The sequence below is a fragment of the Streptomyces sp. LX-29 genome (genome assembly GCF_029541745.1).
Taxonomy (GTDB): Bacteria; Actinomycetota; Actinomycetes; order Streptomycetales; family Streptomycetaceae; genus Streptomyces.
In genome coordinates this window covers 4751484-4774656 of record NZ_CP089746.1, presented here as the reverse complement: position 1 = coordinate 4774656, position 23173 = coordinate 4751484, and the positions used below count along the sequence as shown (strand labels likewise).

Sequence of the window (23173 nt, the reverse complement as noted above, 5' to 3'; positions counted from 1 at the left end):
GGCTCTACTGTGACCGGCGGGGGCGGGGGCCGCCACTGCTGTGGATAACCGGGTCCTCTTCCGGGTCGGGCGTGGCGGGGATGTCGAGAACGGCGAGGAAGGCGGTCGCCGCGGGCGTGCGGCTGACGCGGCTCCAGATGACGTACTCGACGCGGGCCGGAGCGTCGGTGACCTCGACGGTGGTCACGCCGGTGAGCTGACGCACGTAGGCGGAGGGGAGCATGGCGACGCCGAGGCCCTGTCCGACCAGTCGAGCCAGGTAGTCGGCGTTGGTCACCTCGAAGGCGACGTCGCGGCTGATGCCGGCGGCCGAGAAGGCCTGGTCGGACTGGACACGTCCGGCTGTCTTGGCCGGCAGGTCCACGAACACCTCGGAGGAGAGCCTGCGCAGGTCGACAGCCGGCTCTTCGGCGAGGGGGTGGTCTGGGGCGACCACGGCGACGAGTCGATCACGGGCGAGTTCACGGGCGTTGACACCCTGGGGCCGCGCTGTGGTCGGCAGCCCGAGGAAGGCCACTTCGATGGCTCCTTCCCTGACCTGTTCGACGAGCTCCTCGCTCGCCCCCACGCGCAGGCTGATGCGCACGTCGGGGTACTGCCGGTGGAAGTCACGGAGGGCGCCTGGGATGTCGACCGCGGCGACGCTGGGGATCAGGCCCACCGCGAGCCGTCCGCGCACCTCCCCGACAGCCGCGGCGACCTCGGCGGCCGCCCGCTCGGCGGCGTCCAGACACTGACGGGCCGCCGGGAGGAACGCCGCACCGGCCGGCGTCAGCCGCACCCGGCGGCTCGTGCGCTCGAAGAGCCGGGCGCCCAGCTCCTTTTCCAGGCGCGCGATTTGATGGCTGAGGGCCGACTGGACGACGAGACATCGTTCGGCCGCTCGGGTGAAGCTGTTGGTCTCGGCGACGGCGACGACGTAACGCATCTGCTGAAGCTCCATGGATCCATCGTGATCCATCGAGAATCGAGATCAATGGAGTGACAAACATGTGTTGGACTCATTGATCTCCCCCATCTGAGACTGCGGGCATGACGAGTCCAACAGCGCTGAGGGCTGCCGACGCAACCGCCGGTGGGGTTCCCCCACGGGGCCTGCCCCGTGCCGCCCTGACGGCGCTCGCTCCCCTGGTGTGGGGGACGTTCTATGTCGTCACCACCGAGCTGCTCCCGCCGGGGCACCCCCTGTTCGCGGCGCTCCTCCGCGCGTTGCCCGCCGGTCTGGTCGCGCTGGCGATCTCCCGGACGCTGCCGCGCGGAAGGTGGTGGGGGAAGGCCGCGGTGCTCGGCGTGCTGAACATCGGGCTGCTCTTCCCGCTCCTGGCCATCGCGGCCGAACGCCTGCCGGGAGGCGTCGCCGCCACCCTGGCGGCGGCCCAGCCGCTCGTCGTGGCCGTCCTGGCCGTGGCGGTCCTCCATGAACGCCTGTCCGTCTGGCGCCTCGTCTGGGGACTGGTCGGCGTGGTCGGCGTCGGCCTGGTGGTGATCGGGCCGAAGGCGGCACTCGACGCCGTCGGGGTCGCGGCGGGCCTCGGCAGCGCGGCGTCCATGGCGCTCGGGGTGACGCTCACCAAGCGCTGGGGACGTCCGGCCGAGGCCGGTGCCACCGCTTTCGCCGGGTGGCAACTCACCGCAGGGGGCCTGTTCCTGCTGCCACTCACCGTCCTCGTCGAGGGGGCGCCTCCCGCGATCGACCTTCCCGCCGTCCTCGGCTACCTCTGGTTGGGTCTGTTCGGCGGTCTGCTCGCCTTCGTCCTGTGGTTCCGCGGACTCACCACGCTGCCCGTCACCTCGGTCGCGGTCCTCGTGCTGCTCTCTCCCCTGGTCGCCGCGGTCCTCGGCGCCGTCGTGCTGGGCCAGACGCTCGGACCCCTCCAACTCGTGGGTTTCGGGCTCGCACTCGCCGCGATCGTGGCGGGACAGCTTCCCGCACCCGCCCGCCCCCAGCGGTGACGCCCGGCACCTGCCCGACAGATGCCGGGCAGGTGCCCACCAGACGCAACCCGTTGACCCGTCAGCGAGGGTCAGCCCGGATAGACCGGCCCCGCTCCCGCCTTGGCCACGCTCTCCCAGTCGCCGTTGGTGGTGAGGCGGACGATGCCGTCCTCCTTGGCGCCGGCGAGGAGGGGCCGGTTCTGGCCCTCGGTGGCGGCGAGGGTCTGTATGCCGCCGGGGGCGAGAATGGTGCGGATGTCGGCGGGGGAACCGTCGGTCTCCACGTACATCAGCAACTTCTGTACGCCGCGGCTCTCGTGACCGGCGACCACCAGCCGGCTGTCGCCCGCCCAGGAGGCGGCGTCGACGTCCTCCAGCTTGAGTCCGATGGAGCGCAGCCCCTCGACGGTGATCTCCGGGGCCTTGGCGGTGCCGCGGCGCTCGACGCGGCCGAGTTGCAGCGTCGTATGGCCGTCGCGCTCGACGAGGAGGGCGAGCCGCATACCGTCCGAGGAGATGCGCAGGGAGGTGATCCGGCCGCCGCCGAGGCCGGGGACGCGGACCTCCTCGGGCGTTCCGGTGCCGTTCTGGAGGCGCAGCAGTCGGGGGCGGCGCGGGTCGCGGTCGGCGACCCAGAGCCCGCCGAGCGCGTCCCAACTGGGCGTGGTGAGACCGTTGTCGGGGCTGGCGGCGCGGCTGGTGAGCCGGGCCACGCCGCGCTGGGCGCCGGGTTCCAGCACGCTCGTGTAGAGCAGGCGGCCGTCGCGGGAGACGCCGGCGGCGAACCGCTCGTCGCGGGCGATCGCGACCGAGCCCAGTTGGGCGCCTTCCAGGCCGAACGCTCCGGCGACCGGGCTGGCGACGTCCTCCTCGTCGGAGAGGCTCACCACCCGGTGCTTGTCGTCGACGAAGTACTGCCGGTACTTGCGGTCCATGCGACCGTTGAGCCGGTCGGGTGCGTAGCCGCGCGAGGATTCGCTGGAGAGGCTGCACAGTTCGGAGCCGTTGGCGCGCTCCAGCCGTATGCTGCTCAGCTCGGTGGAGGTCTGGTCCTGGACGGTGAAGAAGACCTGAGCCGCCATCCGGTGGCAGCGCACCTCGTCGATGCGCGCCGCGCGGTTGTTGAGCCGGACGTTCAACGTGTGGGAGTCGTCGAGGGTGAGCTTCTTCTCGCCCGCCGCGAGGGTGGTGCCGGTGGGGAAGGCGGTGCTGACGACCGGGTCGAGCCAGTTGGTCGGGCCGTCCAGCAGGGCGTTGACCGTCGCGGTGACGGAGTCGACGCGCTTGCGCAGGTAGACGGGGTCGGCGACCAGGACGTCCTCGCCGACGACGGGTGACGCGCCGGCGTCCGGGCCCAGTTCGGCGAAGTAGTACTTGTTGACGGAGCGGTAGATGCGCTGGAAGTCGGGCTGGCCCATGACCAGGCCCGGCGGCAGGCTGTCGATCCGCCATTCGGCGCCGAACTTGGCGAGGTGGATGCGCTCCTCGTACTTCCGCTCCCGCGGCTCGTACGCGTGCCGGTCGTCGACCGTGGCGAGCTGAGTGCCGGTCAGCAGGATGGTGATGCCGTTTCCGTCCTTGCCGGCGGTGGGGTCGACCGAGACCTTGGGGGCCTGCGCGAGCACGGTGATCGAGGCGAACGGGTCCCAGGCACCCTGGGCCTCGTCGGCGAGGTACTGCTTGGCGGTGTCGAAGTCGGGTTCGTCGCTGGTGATGGCCTCCAGGAAGCCGGAGACCAGCTCCGGGGGCTGTTCGCCGTTGCCCGGCGGCACCCCGTAGACCCGCACCTGCGAGTCGATCTCGGCGCGCGGCGAGGAGTCGACCTTGCTGACGTCCCCGCTGTCGGGCATGGAGGCACAGCCCGTCAGCACGAGGGCGCCGCAGACGAGGAGCGCCGACGCCGCCAGCGGGGTGCGGCGTCGGGCGCGCGGGCCGTCGTCTCTTCGAGGGTCGCCGTCTCTTCGAGGGTCGCCGGGTTGGCTGGGGCGGTGGCGGCGGTCAGCGCCCACGGGGTCGGCCCTCCGGTTCGCTCTGGGTCGGCTGTGTGGACGTCGGGGTCGCGGCGGCGTCCCGCGGTCCGGCCGCGGTCCCCGGCCGGACGGAGGCCGGCTCCGCCGCGGGGTCCCGCGGTACGGCGGCGGACGGCGGCGGTGCGGGGGCGGGCCCGGGTCGTACGGACCCCGCCCCCTCGGCCGGCTCCCGGCGCGGGGAGACGGTCGCCGGCGCCGCGGGGGCAGCCGGTGCCGCGGAGACGGTCGCCGGCGCCGAGGGCGGCGTCGCCGCCGACGCGGGGGCGGTCGTCGGGGCGGTCGTCGGCCTCGCGGGGGCCGGCACCGTGGGCGTGGTGGCGGCTGACGGTCGCGTGGCGGCGGTGGGGCCGGGGCGCGTGGCGGCGCTGTCGCGCGCCACCACGCGGTTGCCGTCGCCCGGCAGGGCGGCGGGGTCCACGACCGGCGGCGGGCCCGCGGGCGCGGGCAGCGCGGGCCGCCGTGGGGCGGCGCGCAGCTGGGCGGGCACGTGCGCGGCGGCACGACCGGCGGCGCCGCCGGTCGCCTTGCCGCCGGCCAGGCCGCGGTTACGACGTGAGTCCTCGGGCTCCAGCGGGATCGGCGAGGTGCGCAGCGCGTCGCCGGCGGCGCGCGGCAGCGTCAGCCGGAACTGGGAGCCGCCGCCGGGCTCGCCCCATGCCTGGAGCCAGCCGCCGTGCAGCCGGGCGTCCTCCTCCGCGATGGAGAGGCCGAGGCCGGTGCCGCCGGTGGTGCGGGCGCGGGCCGGGTCGGCCCGCCAGAAGCGGTTGAAAACGCGGGTGGCCTCGCCAGGCTTGAGGCCGATGCCGTAGTCGCGGACGGCGACGGCGACGGCGCTGTGGGAGCCGGCGAGCCGCACCACCACGTCGCGGCCTTCGCCGTGTTCGACGGCGTTGACGACGAGGTTGCGCAGCACCCGCTCCACGCGTCGGGCGTCGGCCTCGGCGATCACGGGGCGTTCGTCGCCGCGGACGATGATCCTGGTGCCCTTGCGCTCGGCGAGCGGCTCGGCGCCGTCGACGACGCGGTGGACGACGTCGCGCAGGTCGATCGCGTCGGCTTCCAGAGCGGCCGCGCCGGCGTCGAAGCGGCTGATCTCCAGGAGGTCGGCGAGGAGCGACTCGAAGCGGTCGAGCTGGCCGATGAGCAGTTCGGCGGAGCGGGAGGTGACCGGGTCGAAGTCCTCGCGGGCGTCGTGGATGACGTCGGCGGCCATGCGCACGGTGGTGAGCGGGGTGCGCAGCTCGTGGGAGACGTCGGAGACGAAGCGGCGCTGCATCCGGGAGAGGTCTTCCAGCTGCTGGATCTTGACCTGGAGGTTCTGCGCCATCTTGTTGAACGCCTCGCCGAGGCGGGCGATGTCGTCCTCGCCGGTGACCTTCATCCGCTCCTGGAGGCGGCCGGCGGCCAGCCGCTCGGAGATGCCGGCGGCCATGCGGACGGGGGTGACGACCTGGCGCACCACGACCCAGGCGATGGCGCCGAGGAGGACGACGACGAACACGCCGGCGGTGGCCAGGGTGCCCTTGACCAGGCTGAGGGACTTCTCCTCCTGGGTGAAGGGGAAGACGTAGTACAGCTGGTAGGGCTTGTCGTCGATGCCCATGAGCTGCTTGCCGATGACCAGGCCGGGCTCCTCGGAGCCGGATCCCTGGTGGCGGATCCTGGTGTACTGCTCGTAGACGGCGTCGCCCTGGTCGACCTTGCGGCGCAGCTCGGCGGGGACGCTCTGGGTGGGGTTGATGTCCCCGGAGGCGCGCGGGCCGCGGCTGGTGACCGGCGGCTCCTCGACGGCGGTGGCGGCCTCGGAGCTGAGCGCCACCACGAAGTACGAGCCCTTGCCGCCGCTGGCGAGCTGGTTGACGAGGGCCGTCAGCCAGGTGCCGGGGTCCTGGGCGCCGCGGTTGCCGGGGGCGCCGTCCTGCTCGCCGCGGGTGTCGCCGCGGGCGTCGGCGAGCTGCTCGGCGACGTCGAAGCCGCCCGCGGCCTGGCCCTGTGCGGCGTGCCGCTTGGCGTCGAGCAGGCCGTTGCGGACCTGGCCGATGACGACCAGGCCGAGGAGCAGCACCACGCCGAGGGACATCAGCAGCGTGGTGGCCACGACGCGGAGCTGGATGTTGCGGCGCCACAGGCGCAGCGCGGGCAGCAGGGGGCGGCGCACCCACCGGCCGAAGAGCCTGATCAGGGGGTGCGCCGGCCCGTTGCGGGCGCCGTCGGGCAGCAGGTGGCCGCCGCTCCACAGCCGCCGGAACAGCGGGATGTCGCCCGCGGGGTCGACGGGGCGGCCGGCCCGGGTGGTGTCCTGGGCGGCGCCTTCCGACCCGCGGGGCTGCGGAGCAGCGCCGATCGGCGGGGGGGTGCTCAGCTTGGCCCGGCCTTGTAGCCGACGCCGCGCACGGTCACGACGATCTCCGGCCGCTCCGGGTCCCTCTCGACCTTGGAGCGCAGCCGCTGCACATGCACGTTGACCAGGCGGGTGTCGGCCGCGTGCCGGTAGCCCCACACCTGCTCCAGGAGCACCTCGCGGGTGAAGACCTGCCAGGGCTTACGGGCCAGCGCGACCAGCAGGTCGAACTCCAGCGGGGTCAGCGCTATCGACTGGCCGTCGCGCTTCACGGAGTGGCCGGCCACGTCGATGACGAGGTCGCCGATGGTGAGCTGCTCGGGCGCCGGCTCCTCGGAGCGGCGCAGCCGCGCCCGGATGCGGGCGACCAGTTCCTTGGGCTTGAACGGCTTGACGATGTAGTCGTCGGCACCGGATTCCAGGCCCACGACCACGTCGACCGTGTCGCTCTTGGCGGTCAGCATGACGATCGGAACCCCGGACTCGGCCCGGATGAGCCGGCATACCTCGATGCCGTCCCGTCCGGGGAGCATGAGGTCGAGCAGCACCAGGTCGGGTTTGGCATCGCGGAAGGCGGCGAGAGCCTTGTCGCCGTCCGACACGAACGACGGTTCAAAGCCTTCTCCGCGCAGCACGATGCCAAGCATCTCTGCCAGTGCGGTGTCGTCGTCGACGACGAGGACGCGTCCCTTCATATCGACATCATCCCATTTTCGCATCCGGTCAATAGACGAGGGTGACCCAGCTCACCGCTACGGGGCAACGAGTGTTTATGCCCGTAGGCACCCGTAACGGTATTTGGATCTTGATTTCCGGCAGGCCGGTCACGCCCCTCCCGCCCAGGTTTCGCAAGGGCGGTGCGGGTCGTGGTCACACATCATGACGTCAGCCCGGCGGCTTCCCCTCGCCCGATCGTGAACTGGCGCACAGATCACGAATTCCGGCGGCGGAAACCGGGGAAATCACCCCGTGTTCCGTGACGATAGCGGTCAGCAACCCGGGTGGCGTGACATCGAAGGCCGGATTATATGCCTGGGTGCCTAAGGGGGCCACCGGCACACCGGTTCCCGCCTCGACGCCGGCGGTCGCTCCGTACGGAATGGTCAGATCCGTGACCTCATGTCCGGGCCGGTGCTCTATCTCCATGGCCGCCGCGTCGACGGCACCGGAATCCACCGTGCCGGCCGGGGCCACGACGATGAACGGCACATGGTGGTAGCGGGCCAGCACGGCGAGCGGATAGCCGCCCACAGTGGCCGCCGCCGACCCGTCCGCCGCTATCCGGTCGGCACCGATCAGTACGGCGTCGACCTTGCCCGCGGCGAACAGCGAGCCCGCCGCGCTGTCCGGCAGCAGCGTGTACGCCATCCCCGCGCGGGCCGCCTCGTGCGCGGTCAGCCGCGCCCCCTGGAAGGACGGCCGGCTCTCGTCCACCCACAGCCGCTGCAGCCGCCCCGCGCGGTGCGCCGCCGCGATGACCGCGAACGCGGTGCCCTCGCCCACCGAGGCCAGCGCGCCGGTGTGGGCATGGGTGAGGATGCGGTAGCCGCCACCCGGCAGCAGCTCCCGCAGCAGGGCCAGCCCCCGCGCGGCCAGCATCGTGCCGGCCCGCACGTCCTCCCGGTGCAGCGCGCGGGCCGCGGCGAGCGCCGCGGCGGCGGCCTGCGCGGCGTCATCACCGCGCCCCACCGCCCTCCGATAGGCCACCAGGGCACGGCGCACCCCGCGCGCCAGACTGACGGCCGGGGGGCGAGCGAAGGCCAGCCGCTCGGCCGCCTCGTCCACGTCGAAGCCGCGCGCCGCCGCCAGGGCCACGCCGTACGCGCCGGCGACCCCCAACAGCGGCGCGCCGCGCACCGCGAGCGTACGTATCGCGGTCACCAGCGCCGGTACGTCCGTGCAGACCAGCTCGACCTCTTCGGCGGGGAGCCGCGTCTGGTCCAGGAGCACCAGGACGGGCCCCTCGGGTGGTTCCTCCCAGCGCAACGCACGGGCGATGGGCGGGGTTTCGCCGCCCGGAGAGACTGCGTGCTCAACAGCCATCCGCCCAGTCTGCCCGGAAAGGCACCCACTATTGAAGGCCGCCCTCGGCGGCGATCACGGCGCGAGGACCGGCGCACCGTGACACGATGCTGCCGACCGGCCACCGTCACCTTCAGCGACGGGGCATCGGGAAGGAGTGACGATGAACGACTCCCCGGGTCGGGAACCGTCTGGTTCCTCCCCGGCCGACCAGCCGGATCAGGGCCCTTCCGGCGAGGGCGACGCTCCGGAGGGCGCGGAGACCGCCGAACCTCCCGATGGCTCCCGGCCCCCGACCCAGCCGTCCACCGGGGCCGGTCCCGGATCGGCGCCGGGCGCCAGATGGGCGGAGCGACAGCCACCCCGGGGACAGTGGTCCGCGCCCTGGGGCACCCCGGAGGATCACCCGTCCGGTCCATCGGACCGGAACGGCTCCGCCGGCCCCGCCGGGTACGGGGGTGGGGGCGCCGGATGGACGCAGCCGCCGCCCGCGGCCAAGCCGGGCACCATTCCGCTGCGGCCGCTCCGCGTCGGCGAGATCATCGACGGCGCGCTGGCGACGCTGCGTCTGCGCTGGCGGACCGCGCTCACCGTCTCGCTCGTCGTCGCCCTCGTCAGCCAGACCCTGATCACCACCGTCACCGGACTGTGGTTCCAGGACACCTCGGGTCTGGACGCCCTGGAGGACGACCCCGAGCCGACGGCCGCGGAGACCCTGGACGCCTTCGGCGGCTCTCTGGGCACCACGGGGGCCACCATGGTCATCGGCATGCTCGGCACCCTCGCTGGGGCCGTGCTGCTGGCCCCCGTGGTCAGCGCGGCGGTACTGGGGCGGGCCACGTCCACCCGGGAGACCTGGCGCGCCACCCGGGGGCGGCTCCCCCAACTGTGCGGGCTGGTCGTCCTGGTGCCCCTGCTCATCGTCGGGGCCTTCGCCGCATGGGTGGCGCCGGGCCTGCTGGTCGTGGCCGTCGGAGCCCCCCGGCCGGGGGCGACCCTGGCCCTGCTGGGCGCCCTGCCGGGCTCCTGTGCCGCGATGTGGCTCTGGGTACGCCTCAGCCTCGCCGCCCCCGCGCTGGTGCTGGAGAAGCAGAGCGTGCGGAGCGCGTTACGGCGTTCCAGCAAGCTGGTACGGGGCGCCTGGTGGCGGGTCTTCGGCATCCAACTGCTGGCGCTCGCGTTCGTCTTCGTCGTCAACGCGGTCATCGAGATCCCGGCCAGCGCCGTCGGTATGACGCTCGGCGGGGACAGCGCCATGGAATGGCTCGCCGGCGAGTCGGTTGCCGTCGGCTGGCCGTTTCTCGTCGTCATCGGGATCGGCGGGACCCTCAGCATGACGCTGACCCTTCCGATCACGGCCGGGGTGACCACACTGCTCTATGTGGACCAGCGGATCCGCCGGGAGGCACTCGACCTGGAACTGGCGCGAGCGGCCCGCGTCCGACTCTGAGGCGACTCCGAGGGAAAACACAAAAAAAGTGGCTCGATCCTCAAGCGATGCTTGGGGATCGAGCCACTTTCAAAATTTGTTCGGCGGCGTCCTACTCTCCCACAGGGTCCCCCCTGCAGTACCATCGGCGCTGAAAGGCTTAGCTTCCGGGTTCGGTATGTAACCGGGCGTTTCCCTAACGCTATAACCACCGAAACACTATGAAACACATCAACCGGATACACCTGGTTGTGGCTTCAGAACCAACACAGTGGACGCGAGCAACTGAGGACAAGCCCTCGGCCTATTAGTACCGGTCAACTCCACCAGTTACCTGGCTTCCATATCCGGCCTATCAACCCAGTCGTCTACTGGGAGCCTTACCCCATCAAGTGGGTGGGAGTCCTCATCTCGAAGCAGGCTTCCCGCTTAGATGCTTTCAGCGGTTATCCCTCCCGAACGTAGCCAACCAGCCATGCCCTTGGCAGAACAACTGGCACACCAGAGGTTCGTCCGTCCCGGTCCTCTCGTACTAGGGACAGCCCTTCTCAAGACTCCTACGCGCACAGCGGATAGGGACCGAACTGTCTCACGACGTTCTAAACCCAGCTCGCGTACCGCTTTAATGGGCGAACAGCCCAACCCTTGGGACCGACTCCAGCCCCAGGATGCGACGAGCCGACATCGAGGTGCCAAACCATCCCGTCGATATGGACTCTTGGGGAAGATCAGCCTGTTATCCCCGGGGTACCTTTTATCCGTTGAGCGACGGCGCTTCCACAAGCCACCGCCGGATCACTAGTCCCGACTTTCGTCCCTGCTCGACCCGTCGGTCTCACAGTCAAGCTCCCTTGTGCACTTACACTCAACACCTGATTGCCAACCAGGCTGAGGGAACCTTTGGGCGCCTCCGTTACTCTTTAGGAGGCAACCGCCCCAGTTAAACTACCCACCAGACACTGTCCCTGATCCGGATCACGGACCGAGGTTAGACATCCAGCACGACCAGAGTGGTATTTCAACGATGACTCCACGAACACTGGCGTGCCCGCTTCACAGTCTCCCACCTATCCTACACAAGCCGAACCGAACACCAATATCAAGCTATAGTAAAGGTCCCGGGGTCTTTCCGTCCTGCTGCGCGAAACGAGCATCTTTACTCGTAATGCAATTTCACCGGGCCTATGGTTGAGACAGTCGAGAAGTCGTTACGCCATTCGTGCAGGTCGGAACTTACCCGACAAGGAATTTCGCTACCTTAGGATGGTTATAGTTACCACCGCCGTTTACTGGCGCTTAAGTTCTCAGCTTCGCCCCGTCGAAACAGAGCTAACCGGTCCCCTTAACGTTCCAGCACCGGGCAGGCGTCAGTCCGTATACATCGCCTTACGGCTTCGCACGGACCTGTGTTTTTAGTAAACAGTCGCTTCTCGCTGGTCTCTGCGGCCACCACCAGCTCAGGAAGCAAGTTCCCTCACCAGCAATGGCCCCCCTTCTCCCGAAGTTACGGGGGCATTTTGCCGAGTTCCTTAACCATAGTTCACCCGAACGCCTCGGTATTCTCTACCTGACCACCTGAGTCGGTTTAGGGTACGGGCCGCCATGAAACTCGCTAGAGGCTTTTCTCGACAGCATAGGATCATCCACTTCACCACAATCGGCTCGGCATCAGGTCTCAGCCTTACATGTGCGACGGATTTACCTACCGCACGGCCTACACCCTTACCCCGGGACAACCACCGCCCGGGCTGGACTACCTTCCTGCGTCACCCCATCACTCACCTACTACAAGTCTGGTTCGTCGGCTCCACCACTCCCCTTCACCCGAAGGATCCAGGACGGCTTCACGGACTTAGCATCGCCTGATTCGATGTTTGGCGCTTCAAAGCGGGTACCGGAATATCAACCGGTTGTCCATCGACTACGCCTGTCGGCCTCGCCTTAGGTCCCGACTTACCCTGGGCAGATCAGCTTGACCCAGGAACCCTTAGTCAATCGGCGCACACGTTTCCCACGTGTGAATCGCTACTCATGCCTGCATTCTCACTCGTGAACCGTCCACAACTCGTTTCCACGGCTGCTTCACCCGGCACACGACGCTCCCCTACCCATCCCAGCAGACGTTGGTCCTCACGCTGGAATGACATGACTTCGGCGGTACGCTTGAGCCCCGCTACATTGTCGGCGCGGAATCACTTGACCAGTGAGCTATTACGCACTCTTTCAAGGGTGGCTGCTTCTAAGCCAACCTCCTGGTTGTCTCTGCGACTCCACATCCTTTCCCACTTAGCGCACGCTTAGGGGCCTTAGTCGATGTTCTGGGCTGTTTCCCTCTCGACCATGGAGCTTATCCCCCACAGTCTCACTGCCGCGCTCTCACTTACCGGCATTCGGAGTTTGGCTAAGGTCAGTAACCCGGTAGGGCCCATCGCCTATCCAGTGCTCTACCTCCGGCAAGAAACACACGACGCTGCACCTAAATGCATTTCGGGGAGAACCAGCTATCACGGAGTTTGATTGGCCTTTCACCCCTAACCACAGGTCATCCCCCAGGTTTTCAACCCTGGTGGGTTCGGTCCTCCACGAAGTCTTACCTCCGCTTCAACCTGCCCATGGCTAGATCACTCCGCTTCGGGTCTTGGGCGCGCTACTCAATCGCCCTATTCGGACTCGCTTTCGCTACGGCTTCCCCACACGGGTTAACCTCGCAACACACCGCAAACTCGCAGGCTCATTCTTCAAAAGGCACGCAGTCACGACCGTGCTCCGAAGAACACGGCGACGCTCCCACGGCTTGTAGGCACACGGTTTCAGGTACTATTTCACTCCGCTCCCGCGGTACTTTTCACCATTCCCTCACGGTACTATCCGCTATCGGTCACCAGGGAATATTTAGGCTTAGCGGGTGGTCCCGCCAGATTCACACGGGATTTCTCGGGCCCCGTGCTACTTGGGAAATGAGCAAGCAAGCCGCAAAGATTTCAGCTACGGGGGTCTTACCCTCTACGCCGGGCCTTTCGCATGCCCTTCGCCTATCCATGCGGTTTCTGACTCGCCCAACAGCCGGCAGACTGCTGAAGCTCACTCCCACAACCCCGCATGCGCAACCCCTGCCGGGTATCACACACATACGGTTTAGCCTCATCCGGTTTCGCTCGCCACTACTCCCGGAATCACGGTTGTTTTCTCTTCCTGCGGGTACTGAGATGTTTCACTTCCCCGCGTTCCCTCCACATACCCTATGTGTTCAGGTATGGGTGACAGCCCATGACGACTGCCGGGTTTCCCCATTCGGACACCCCCGGATCAAAGCTCGGTTGACAGCTCCCCGGGGCCTATCGTGGCCTCCCACGTCCTTCATCGGTTCCTGGTGCCAAGGCATCCACCGTGCGCCCTTAAAAACTTGGCCACAGATGCTCGCGTCCACTGTGCAGTTCTCAAGCAACAACCAGCCACCCGTCACACACCACTCAAAGATGATGCTTCACCGGGGCCGGCACCCGAAGGAACAAGCTCTACGCTCGCACCCTCAGACACCCAACAGCGTGCCCGACACTCCCAGCCACCATGCACCGTGTTCCACGCCGAAGCAGTACTAACAGTCACAGCAGACCAAGTGTGCCGAGTAGTCAACGTTCCACCCATGAGCTAACCGTGCGAGACATTCGCTCGCAGTCGGCCATGTGCTCCTTAGAAAGGAGGTGATCCAGCCGCACCTTCCGGTACGGCTACCTTGTTACGACTTCGTCCCAATCGCCAGTCCCACCTTCGACGATTCCCTCCCACAAGGGGTTGGGCCACCGGCTTCGGGTGTTACCGACTTTCGTGACGTGACGGGCGGTGTGTACAAGGCCCGGGAACGTATTCACCGCAGCAATGCTGATCTGCGATTACTAGCGACTCCGACTTCATGGGGTCGAGTTGCAGACCCCAATCCGAACTGAGACCGGCTTTTTGAGATTCGCTCCACCTCGCGGTATCGCAGCTCATTGTACCGGCCATTGTAGCACGTGTGCAGCCCAAGACATAAGGGGCATGATGACTTGACGTCGTCCCCACCTTCCTCCGAGTTGACCCCGGCAGTCTCCTGTGAGTCCCCATCACCCCGAAGGGCATGCTGGCAACACAGAACAAGGGTTGCGCTCGTTGCGGGACTTAACCCAACATCTCACGACACGAGCTGACGACAGCCATGCACCACCTGTACACCGACCACAAGGGGGGCTACATCTCTGCAGCTTTCCGGTGTATGTCAAGCCTTGGTAAGGTTCTTCGCGTTGCGTCGAATTAAGCCACATGCTCCGCCGCTTGTGCGGGCCCCCGTCAATTCCTTTGAGTTTTAGCCTTGCGGCCGTACTCCCCAGGCGGGGAACTTAATGCGTTAGCTGCGGCACGGACAACGTGGAATGTCGCCCACACCTAGTTCCCAACGTTTACGGCGTGGACTACCAGGGTATCTAATCCTGTTCGCTCCCCACGCTTTCGCTCCTCAGCGTCAGTATCGGCCCAGAGATCCGCCTTCGCCACCGGTGTTCCTCCTGATATCTGCGCATTTCACCGCTACACCAGGAATTCCGATCTCCCCTACCGAACTCTAGCCTGCCCGTATCGAATGCAGACCCGGGGTTAAGCCCCGGGCTTTCACATCCGACGTGACAAGCCGCCTACGAGCTCTTTACGCCCAATAATTCCGGACAACGCTCGCGCCCTACGTATTACCGCGGCTGCTGGCACGTAGTTAGCCGGCGCTTCTTCTGCAGGTACCGTCACTTTCGCTTCTTCCCTGCTGAAAGAGGTTTACAACCCGAAGGCCGTCATCCCTCACGCGGCGTCGCTGCATCAGGCTTTCGCCCATTGTGCAATATTCCCCACTGCTGCCTCCCGTAGGAGTCTGGGCCGTGTCTCAGTCCCAGTGTGGCCGGTCGCCCTCTCAGGCCGGCTACCCGTCGTCGCCTTGGTAGGCCATCACCCCACCAACAAGCTGATAGGCCGCGGGCTCATCCTGCACCGCCGGAGCTTTCCACCACCAACCATGCGGTCAGTGGTCGTATCCGGTATTAGACCCCGTTTCCAGGGCTTGTCCCAGAGTGCAGGGCAGATTGCCCACGTGTTACTCACCCGTTCGCCACTAATCCCCCACCGAAGCGGGTTCATCGTTCGACTTGCATGTGTTAAGCACGCCGCCAGCGTTCGTCCTGAGCCAGGATCAAACTCTCCGTGAATGTTTTCCCGTTAATCGGGTGCACACTCGCGTTGAGCGGAACAGGTAGGAGGAATAGTCCCACCCGTTCACAGCGTCCTCGCTGTGTTTTTTCTTCAAAGGAACCTCGTCATCGGGCCGTGATGGCCCTTCGACGGGGTATCAACATATCTGGCGTTGACTTTTGGCACGCTGTTGAGTTCTCAAGGAACGGACGCTTCCTTTGGTCCCGTTTCACCGGGCCCTCCGGGCGCTTCCCTTCGGTGTTTCCAACCTTACCAGATTCTTTTTCGTTCCCCCTGCTTCTCGAAAGTCGCAGTCGGTCCGAATTTGTTTCCGGTGGCCGTTGGAGTGGCCTTTGCCTTTCGGCTGTTTCGACTTTATCAGAACCGGCCCTGCCGATCTAATCGGCCTTGCGCTTCCGAAGAAATTCGAAGCTGCTCGCCGGAATTCAATTTCCCAGCCGAGCGACGTAGATACTAACCGCCGCCCCTGGACGGTGTCCAGTTCCTGGCAACTGCTTGAATCTACCTCCCTGCTCCACCTGTGTCAACAGGTATCGCGGGGCGAAGAGGACAGTACCAGGTCAGAGGGGGTCCACGCACATCGCGCGGCCGGCGTGCCCCCGGCGGATCCGTGCGCGGGTGCGTCGGTGCCGCCCGAGAGGGGCGACGTGGAGAGCGGCCGGGGGCACGTTCGAGCTGGTCAGGGGAGTGTGGAGGGCGGGGTGTCCAGGTCCTCCAGCTCGATGCCGGGGGCGGAGAGCACCACGTCACCCGCGATGTGGACGGTGTGCGCCTCGCCCGTGTCCACCTCTCCGACCTGGTACTCGTCCACCATCAGCGGGCCGCTGTCGGTGGCGTGCGCCGTCCTGCCGAGCAGCGCCCAGGACTGGTCGAGGGTGCGCGGGGCCAGCACCGGAGCGGTGAGGGCGACCAGCCGGAGCCGGGTCGCGGGGGCCCCTGGGGTGAGCCGCAGCAGTCGGGCGGTGGCGACCAGGAAGGCGGGCGAGGCGCCGGTGAAGGCGTGGGCGGGCACATTGCCCTCCGCGGCATGGGCGCCGTCGGGGTCGGTGCGGACCCAGGTGACCCCGTCCAGCGCGGCGCCGCGGACCTGCCAGCCCCCCGCGTGCAGCTCCATCCGCAGCGGGCGGCCCAGCTCGTCCAGAGTGAGGTCCACCGAGCCGGCGTGCTCGCCGTCGGGGGTGGTGATCTGGGAGACGTAGCGCCAGCCGGACGGGCCCGTGGCGCAGTGGAAGTGCTCTTCGCCGAGCGGGGTGTGGTCGTGCGGGTCGTGGAGCGAGTAGCGGCCGCGGGGCATCGTGGGGTCCTTGACGGTGAAGACGGGACAGGCCCCCGCCGGAGAGCGAGGGCCTGTCACCGAGCCACGGGGATCAGGAGCGATCGGTGTGGCGAGAAGCGATCAGTAGCGGTAGTGGTCCGGCTTGTACGGGCCCTCGACCGGCACGCCGATGTAGGCGGCCTGCTCCGGCCGGAGCGTGGTCAGCTTGACGCCGAGCGCGTCCAGGTGGAGACGGGCGACCTTCTCGTCCAGGTGCTTGGGCAGCACGTAGACGTCGGTCGGGTAGGACTCCGGCTTGGTGAAGAGCTCGATCTGGGCGATGGTCTGGTTCGCGAAGGAGTTGGACATCACGAACGACGGGTGACCGGTGGCGTTGCCCAGGTTCAGCAGGCGGCCCTCGGACAGCACGATGATCGCCTTGCCGTCGGGGAAGGTCCAGGTGTGAACCTGCGGCTTGACCTCGTCCTTCACGATGCCGGGGATGGCGGCGAGGCCGGCCATGTCGATCTCGTTGTCGAAGTGGCCGATGTTCCCGACGATCGCCTGGTGCTTCATCTTGGCCATGTCGGCGGCCATGATGATGTCCTTGTTGCCGGTGGTGGTGACGAAGATGTCGGCGATCTCGACCACGTCGTCCAGGGTGGCGACCTGGTAGCCGTCCATCGCGGCCTGGAGGGCGCAGATGGGGTCGATCTCGGTGACGATCACGCGGGCGCCCTGGCCGCGCAGCGACTCGGCGCAGCCCTTGCCCACGTCGCCGTAGCCGCAGACGACCGCGACCTTGCCGCCGATCAGCACGTCGGTGGCGCGGTTGATGCCGTCGATGAGGGAGTGGCGGCAGCCGTACTTGTTGTCGAACTTCGACTTGGTGACGGAGTCGTTGACGTTGATCGCCGGGAAGAGCAGCGTGCCGTCGCGGTGCATCTCGTAGAGGCGGTGGACGCCGGTGGTGGTCTCCTCGGTCACGCCGCGGATCTCGGAGGAGAGCCGGGTCCACTTCTGCGGGTCCTCGGCGAGGGTGCGGTTGAGCACCTCGAGGATGATCCGGTGCTCGTCGTTCTCGGCGGTCTCGACCGCCGGGGCGGCACCGGCCTTCTCGTACTCGACGCCCTTGTGGACGAGGAGGGTCGCGTCACCGCCGTCGTCCAGGATCATGTTCGGGCCGCCGGTCTCGGTGCCCGGCCAGGTCAGCGCCTGCTCGGTGCACCACCAGTACTCCTCCAGGGTCTCGCCCTTCCAGGCGAAGACCGGAACGCCCTGCGGGTTCTCCGGGGTGCCGTTCGGGCCGACGGCGATGGCGGCGGCCGCGTGGTCCTGGGTGGAGAAGATGTTGCAGGATGCCCAGCGCACCTCGGCACCGAGGGCGACCAGGGTCTCGATGAGGACGGCGGTCTGCACCGTCATGTGCAGCGAGCCGGTGACGCGGGCGCCGGCGAGCGGCTGGGCGGCGGCGTACTCGGCGCGGATCGCCATCAGGCCGGGCATCTCGTGCTCGGCGAGGGTGATCTCCTTGCGGCCGAAGGCGGCCAGGGACAGGTCGGCGACCTTGAAGTCCTGGCCGGTGGCGGCGGTGGTCGTCATGGGGTGTCCTCCATGGGGCGTCGTCTGAGCGAGAGTGGTTCGGCTGGGCATGCGGCAGAGACGCACCGAACGCAACGTCCGGTCCCGGGCCCGATGGGCCGGGGCGGGCGGGGGTACGGCTCACCGCACGCGTGACACACGGCGCGGCCGCACATCGTGGCGCACGGCCTCGCCGTACGCGTCGCGCACGGCCCGGCCGTACGGCAGGCGTACGGCCCCTCTGCTCGCAGCGCAGTCCGTCGGAGGCCCTCTCTCCCTCGGCCGATCCACGGGGCGGACCGCCCGACCGCCATCAGCAGCGACGTCTGGCTCGGTCACGAATCTACACCGATCGGCCCAGTGATCCCCAGCCCGTGGGGGGCTACTTCGTCCGGAATGGCGGGCTCCAGGGGGTCGGGACAGACGGTTGTCCGAACGCTTCCGTCGTCCCCCGGGCGTGTTGCAGGATGCGGCCCAGCGCGGGGCGTACGCAGGCGCCCCACGCTCGCTGATGTGTAAGGAGAACGACGTGACCAGTCCAGCCGATCCCCCCGAGGGCGTGGGGGCCAGCGGGCCACGGCTCAGGCTGCTGGCGGTGACCGCCTGTCCCACCGGCATCGCGCACACCTACATGGCCGCCGAGAAGCTGACCCAGGCGGCGGAGGCTTTCGGCCATCGCATCACGGTGGAGACACAAGGCTCGATCGGGGCCGAGAACGTTCTGTCTGACAACGATGTCAGAGACGCCGACGCGATCATCATCGCCGCGGACAAGGACGTCGACCTCAGTCGGTTCGTGGGCAAGCGGGTGCTCACGGTCGGTGTGGCGGAGGGCGTCCACCATCCGGAGGAGCTGATCGAGCGGGCGCGGACGGCTCCGGTGCACGGGGGCGACGGTGGTACGTCGAGCGCGGCGGAACCCGGCGCCGGCCCGGTCGCGAGCGCCGGCCGGGACGGCGGCGGGTCGGGGCGCGGCGGCTCGGGGCGCGGCGTCACCTACAAGGCGCTGATGAACGGCGTCTCGTACATGATCCCGTTCGTGGTGGTCGGCGGCCTGCTGATCGCGGTCTCGCTCGCGCTGGGCGGCCATACGACGCCCGAGGGGATCGTCATCCCGCACGACTCGGTGTGGAAGTCGGTCAACGACATCGGCGTCATCGGCTTCCAGCTGATGGTCCCGATCCTCTCCGGCTACATCGCCTACGCCATCGCGGACCGGCCGGCGCTGGTGCCCGGCATGGTCGGCGGCTGGATCGCGGCCCACGGCGAGCTGTACGACAGCGAGGCGGGGGCCGGGTTCATCGGCGCCATCGTGACCGGCTTTCTCGCCGGCTATCTGGTGTTGTGGATCAAGAAGGTCCGGGTCCCCCGGTTCGTCCAGCCGATCATGCCGATCATCGTGATCCCGATCCTGTCGACCTCCGCCCTGGGCCTCTTCTTCGTCTACGTCCTGGGCTCGCCCGTCTCCTGGGTCTTCGAGCACCTCACCGACTGGCTCGGGGGTCTGACCGGCACCAGCGCGGCACTGCTCGGCGTCATCCTCGGACTGATGATCGCCTTCGATATGGGCGGCCCGGTCAACAAGACCGCGTTCCTCTTCGGTGCCGGTCTGATCTCGAAGAACCCCGAGGTCATGGGGGTCTGCGCGGCCGCGATCCCGGTGCCCCCGCTGGGGCAGGGGCTGGCCACGCTGCTCCGCCGCCGGCTCTACTCCGACCAGGAGCGGGAGACCGGGCTGGCCGCCCTCTTCATGGGCTTCTTCGGCATCACCGAGGGCGCCATCCCGTTCGCGGCGGCGCACCCCGCGCGGGTCATCCCGGCGAACATGCTCGGCGGCGCGGCCGCGGGGGCGGTCGCGGGGCTGGCGGCGGTGGAGGGCAGTGTTCCGCACGGCGGGCCGATCGTGGCGCTGCTCGGGGCGGTCGGCGGGGTGCCGATGTTCTTCGTCGCGGTCGCGGTGGGGACGGGGGTCACCGCGCTGACGACGGTGACGCTGCTGTCCCTCGGTGGCGGGCGTCGCGCGGGGGAAGGGCCGCGGCAGCGGTCCGAGGCGGGCACGGCCCGCGATACGGCGGTGCGCGAGCCCGCGCTCGCGGGTGTGGGCGCGCCCCGGGCGACCGCCGGGGACGGTGACGGTGACGGTGACGGTGGCGGTGGCGGTGTGGGTCTCGGCGGCGGGAGCGGGAGCGGCGCCGAAGCGGACCCCGGCCCCTCGGCCGCGGAGACCGAGGCGACGGTGCCGGGGGGCGGCTCCCAGTCCGAGTCCGAGGCCGAGCCCGAGGCCGAGACCGAGGTGCTGTCCGGATATCTCACGGCGCGGACCGTGAAGAAGGAGCTGGTGGCGAACGCCAGGGACGCGGCCATCCGGGAGATGGCGGAGTTGCTGGCCGCGACCGGCCGGGTCGCGGACGTCGACGAGCTGGTCCGGGTGGCGTTCGCCCGGGAGGCGCAGGGCACCACCGGGCTCGGCGAGGAGATCGCCATCCCGCATGCCAAGACGGACGCGGTCACCGCGCCCGTGGTGGGGTTCGCCCGCTCGGCGGAGGGCGTCGAGTGGGAGTCGCTGGACGGGACCCGGGCCCGGCTGGTCTTCATGATCGCGGTGCCGGAGGCCGCCGCGGGCGATGAGCACCTGCGGATCCTGGCGCTGCTGTCGCGCGGGTTGATGGATCCCGGGTTCCGGGGGCGGCTGCTGGAGGCGGCCGACGAGGCGGCGATCCTGCGGGTGCTGGGCGAGATCGGCTGACCGTCGGCCTGTGGCCGGCCGGTGGGGGGGCGGCCGGGGGACAGCCGGTGAGGGCGGCCGATGGTCGGCCGGGGGAAGCGGCTGGTGGGCGGCCTCGGCGCGGGCCGACGCGACGAGAAGGGGGTACGGGGCGCTGCGCCCCGTACCCCCTTCCCTGGCTCGCTCGGCCTACGGCGTCAGTGGTCCGCGCTCGGGCCGCCCGGCGTCGCGGCCGGGTCGGCGCCGGCGGCGGCCGCCTCGGGGCTGTACACGTCGGGTTCGAGGTAGATCACCCGGGCGATGGGGACGGCGGCGCGGATGCGGGCCTCGGCGGCGTCGATGGCGCGGGCGACGTCGGCGGCCGTGTCCTCCTGCGGGACCGCGATCTTCGCGGCGACGAGGAGCTCCTCCGGGCCCAGGTGCAGCGTGCGCATGTGGATCAGGCGGGTGACGCTCTCCCCGTCGACGACCGCCTCACGGATCTTGGCGACCTGCTCGGCGTCGGCCGCCTCGCCCAGCAGCAGGGACTTGGTCTCGGCGGCCAGCACGAGGGCGATCAGGACCAGCAGGGTGCCGATGCAGAGGGTGCCGATGGCGTCCCAGATGCCGTCGCCGGTGAGGAGCGCGAGGCCGACGCCGCCGAGGGCGAGGACGAGACCGACCAGGGCGCCGAGGTCCTCCAGGAGGACGACCGGCAGCTCGGGAGCCTTGGCGCGGCGGACGAACTGGGTCCAGGTCAGGCCGCCGCGCAGCTCGTTGGACTCCTTGATGGCGGTGCGGAAGGAGAAGCTCTCCGCGATGATCGCGAAGACCAGCACGCCGACCGGCCAGTACCAGTGCTCGATCTCGTGCGGGTGCTTGATCTTCTCGTAACCCTCGTACAGCGCGAAGACGCCGCCGATGGTGAAGAGCACGATGGAGACCAGGAAGCTGTAGATGTAGCGCTCCCGGCCGTAGCCGAAGGGGTGCTCCTCGCTCGCCGCCTTCTTCGCCTTCTTGCCGCCGACCAGCAGCAGCGCCTGGTTGCCGGAGTCCGCGACCGAGTGCACGCCTTCGGCGAGCATCGACGACGAGCCGCTGAAGGCGAAGGCCGCGAACTTGGCTACGGCGATGGCCAGGTTGGCGCCCAGCGCGGCGACGATCGCCTTGGTTCCGCCTGATGCACTCATGGGTGTCGGATGTCCCTTCCAGCCTTGGATCTTTGCTGTCGCTTTACCGCTGTACGGCGGGACATTGTTGCAGCATCGCCGGAGCGCCCCGGATCAGTCCGAGACGGCGCCGGCGACGGTGGCCCGGAACAGCGTGCCGCCGCCGGGGCCGGCGGCCACGGCGGCGACGCGCTCGCCGGCGGCGGCGTACGCCGACTGCCCACGCGTCAGGCGCAGTTCGGGCGCGCTGTCGTCAAGGGCGCGCAGCACGACCTCGCCGGCCGTGCAGAGCAGGATCTGCGCTCCGCCGGCCGGCAGCGGGTGGGCGGCGGCGCCCTCGGCGAGGACGAGGCGGGAGAGCCGGAACTCGTCGATCGGGGTGGCGTACACCTCCTCCTCGCCGGCGTCGGCCTCGGGGCGCAGCACGCCGGGGGCGCCGGGCTCGAAGCGGACGACGCGGAGCAGTTCGGGGATGTCGACGTGCTTGGGGGTCAGCCCGCAGCGCAGCACGTTGTCGGAGTTGGCCATGATCTCGACGCCGAGGCCGTCGAGGTAGGCGTGGGGGACGCCGGCGCCGAGGTAGAGCGCCTCGCCGGGCTGCAGCCGCACGTGGTTGAGGAGCATGGCGGCGATGACGCCGGGGTCGCCGGGGAAGTGGCGGGCGAGGGAGGCGTACGCGGCGTAGGCGTCGGCGTGGGGTCCGCCGAGGGCGGCGAGCCGCTCGGCCGCGTGGGCGGCCGCCTCCACGGTCTCGGCCATGGCGTCGTGTTCGGCGGAGAGGACGGCGGTGAGGACTTCGCGGAGCGCGGAGGACTCGGGGTGGGCGTGCAGGATGTCGACGAACGGCTTGAGGGAGTCGACCTGGAGGGCGGCGACCAGCTCGGCGGTCTCGTCGGGTGCCCGGAAGCCGCACAGCCCCTCGAACGGGGTGAGCGCGCAGATGAGTTCGGGCTTGTGGTTGACGTCCTTGTAGTTGCGGTGCGGGGCGTCGAGGGGAACGCCGCGCTCCTCCTCGTCGGCGAATCCGGCCCGGGCCTGGTCGAGGTCGGGGTGGACCTGGAGGGAGAGCGGGGAGCCGGCGGCGAGCACCTTGAACAGGAAGGGCAGCCGGGGGCCGAAGCGTCGCGCCGCGGCGGCGCCCAGCTCGCCCTCCGGGTCGGCGGCGATGACGTCGGAGAGCGCGGTGAGGCCGGCCCCGCGGTCGATGCGGGACGGCGCCCCGGGGTGTGCGCCCATCCACAGCTCGGCCTGCGGTTCGCCGGTCGGCTCCTGGCCGAGGAGTTCGGGGATGGCGGTGGTCGAGCCCCACGCGTAGGGGCGCACGGTGTTGGTGAGGCGATCCATGGAGCGTTCCTGACTGTCCTGGCTGCTGGGTGTCGGTGCTGGTGGGCGGGGCCGGCCCGGGCGGCGGGAAGCGAGGCGTCGGCGTCGGGGCGCGAGGCGTCCGGGTCGGGGCGCGAGGCGTCCGGGTCGGGGCGCGA

12 protein-coding genes and 3 rRNA genes are annotated in these 23173 nt (G+C 69.1%); 3 read left to right on the top strand and 12 right to left on the bottom strand.

Features of this window, described 5'->3' with window-relative positions; genetic code table 11:
* Positions 1-4: 4 nt before the first annotated feature.
* A complete protein-coding gene (locus LRS74_RS20570) occupies positions 5-943 on the bottom strand; it encodes a LysR family transcriptional regulator (RefSeq protein WP_277742366.1) in 939 nt (312 codons plus the stop codon).
* Positions 944-1032: 89 nt separating this feature from the next.
* Here LRS74_RS20570 and LRS74_RS20565 point away from each other — a divergent pair, with 89 nt between their 5' ends.
* Positions 1033-1953, top strand: coding sequence for an EamA family transporter (locus tag LRS74_RS20565; RefSeq protein ID WP_277742365.1), 921 nt, complete (start codon positions 1033-1035; stop codon positions 1951-1953).
* Positions 1954-2024: 71 nt separating this feature from the next.
* Here the strand turns inward: LRS74_RS20565 and LRS74_RS20560 are convergent, their stop codons facing one another.
* The 4 genes from LRS74_RS20560 to mtnA form a co-directional block, all read right to left on the bottom strand.
* Positions 2025-3944: an LpqB family beta-propeller domain-containing protein gene (locus LRS74_RS20560; RefSeq protein WP_277742364.1), complete on the bottom strand. Its 1920-nt coding sequence runs from the start codon at positions 3942-3944 to the stop codon at positions 2025-2027.
* Positions 3934-6204 carry an MtrAB system histidine kinase MtrB gene (mtrB, locus tag LRS74_RS20555; RefSeq protein ID WP_277744855.1) on the bottom strand — a complete coding sequence of 757 codons (2271 nt, stop codon included), beginning with the start codon at positions 6202-6204 and terminating at the stop codon, positions 3934-3936. Before mtrB ends, LRS74_RS20560 begins: the two co-directional genes overlap by 11 nt.
* A gap of 119 nt (positions 6205-6323) precedes the next feature.
* Entirely contained in the window at positions 6324-7001 is a 678-nt protein-coding gene (gene mtrA / locus LRS74_RS20550) for a two-component system response regulator MtrA (protein WP_144386252.1), read from the bottom strand.
* A 190-nt stretch (positions 7002-7191) separates the two neighbouring features.
* Entirely contained in the window at positions 7192-8349 is a 1158-nt protein-coding gene (gene mtnA, locus LRS74_RS20545; RefSeq protein WP_277742363.1) for an S-methyl-5-thioribose-1-phosphate isomerase, read from the bottom strand.
* Positions 8350-8491: 142 nt separating this feature from the next.
* Here mtnA and LRS74_RS20540 point away from each other — a divergent pair, with 142 nt between their 5' ends.
* Positions 8492-9778 carry a glycerophosphoryl diester phosphodiesterase membrane domain-containing protein gene (locus LRS74_RS20540; RefSeq protein ID WP_277742362.1) on the top strand — a complete coding sequence of 429 codons (1287 nt, stop codon included), beginning with the start codon at positions 8492-8494 and terminating at the stop codon, positions 9776-9778.
* 78 nt (positions 9779-9856) lie between these two features.
* Here LRS74_RS20540 and rrf read toward each other — a convergent pair.
* The 5 genes from rrf to ahcY form a co-directional block, all read right to left on the bottom strand.
* Positions 9857-9973, bottom strand: a 5S ribosomal RNA gene (rrf, locus tag LRS74_RS20535).
* A gap of 71 nt (positions 9974-10044) precedes the next feature.
* Positions 10045-13166, bottom strand: a 23S ribosomal RNA gene (locus LRS74_RS20530).
* A 285-nt stretch (positions 13167-13451) separates the two neighbouring features.
* Positions 13452-14979: ribosomal RNA gene (locus LRS74_RS20525) — 16S ribosomal RNA — on the bottom strand.
* The 16S, 23S and 5S rRNA genes sit together here, the layout of an rRNA operon.
* A gap of 683 nt (positions 14980-15662) precedes the next feature.
* Positions 15663-16277 carry a hypothetical protein gene (locus tag LRS74_RS20520; protein WP_277742361.1) on the bottom strand — a complete coding sequence of 205 codons (615 nt, stop codon included), beginning with the start codon at positions 16275-16277 and terminating at the stop codon, positions 15663-15665.
* A gap of 102 nt (positions 16278-16379) precedes the next feature.
* Positions 16380-17840, bottom strand: a complete 1461-nt coding sequence (ahcY, locus tag LRS74_RS20515) for an adenosylhomocysteinase (protein ID WP_277742360.1) — start codon at positions 17838-17840, stop codon at positions 16380-16382.
* Positions 17841-18348: 508 nt separating this feature from the next.
* Here ahcY and LRS74_RS20510 point away from each other — a divergent pair.
* Positions 18349-20565 (top strand): fructose-specific PTS transporter subunit EIIC, encoded by a 2217-nt coding sequence (locus LRS74_RS20510; RefSeq protein WP_277742359.1) that lies wholly within the window; start codon positions 18349-18351, stop codon positions 20563-20565.
* A 176-nt stretch (positions 20566-20741) separates the two neighbouring features.
* Here LRS74_RS20510 and LRS74_RS20505 read toward each other — a convergent pair whose 3' ends face one another.
* Both LRS74_RS20505 and manA read right to left on the bottom strand, forming a co-directional pair.
* Entirely contained in the window at positions 20742-21713 is a 972-nt protein-coding gene (locus LRS74_RS20505; protein ID WP_277742358.1) for a cation diffusion facilitator family transporter, read from the bottom strand.
* A 93-nt stretch (positions 21714-21806) separates the two neighbouring features.
* Positions 21807-23036, bottom strand: a complete 1230-nt coding sequence (gene manA, locus LRS74_RS20500) for a mannose-6-phosphate isomerase, class I (protein ID WP_277742357.1) — start codon at positions 23034-23036, stop codon at positions 21807-21809.
* Positions 23037-23173: the final 137 nt, after the last annotated feature.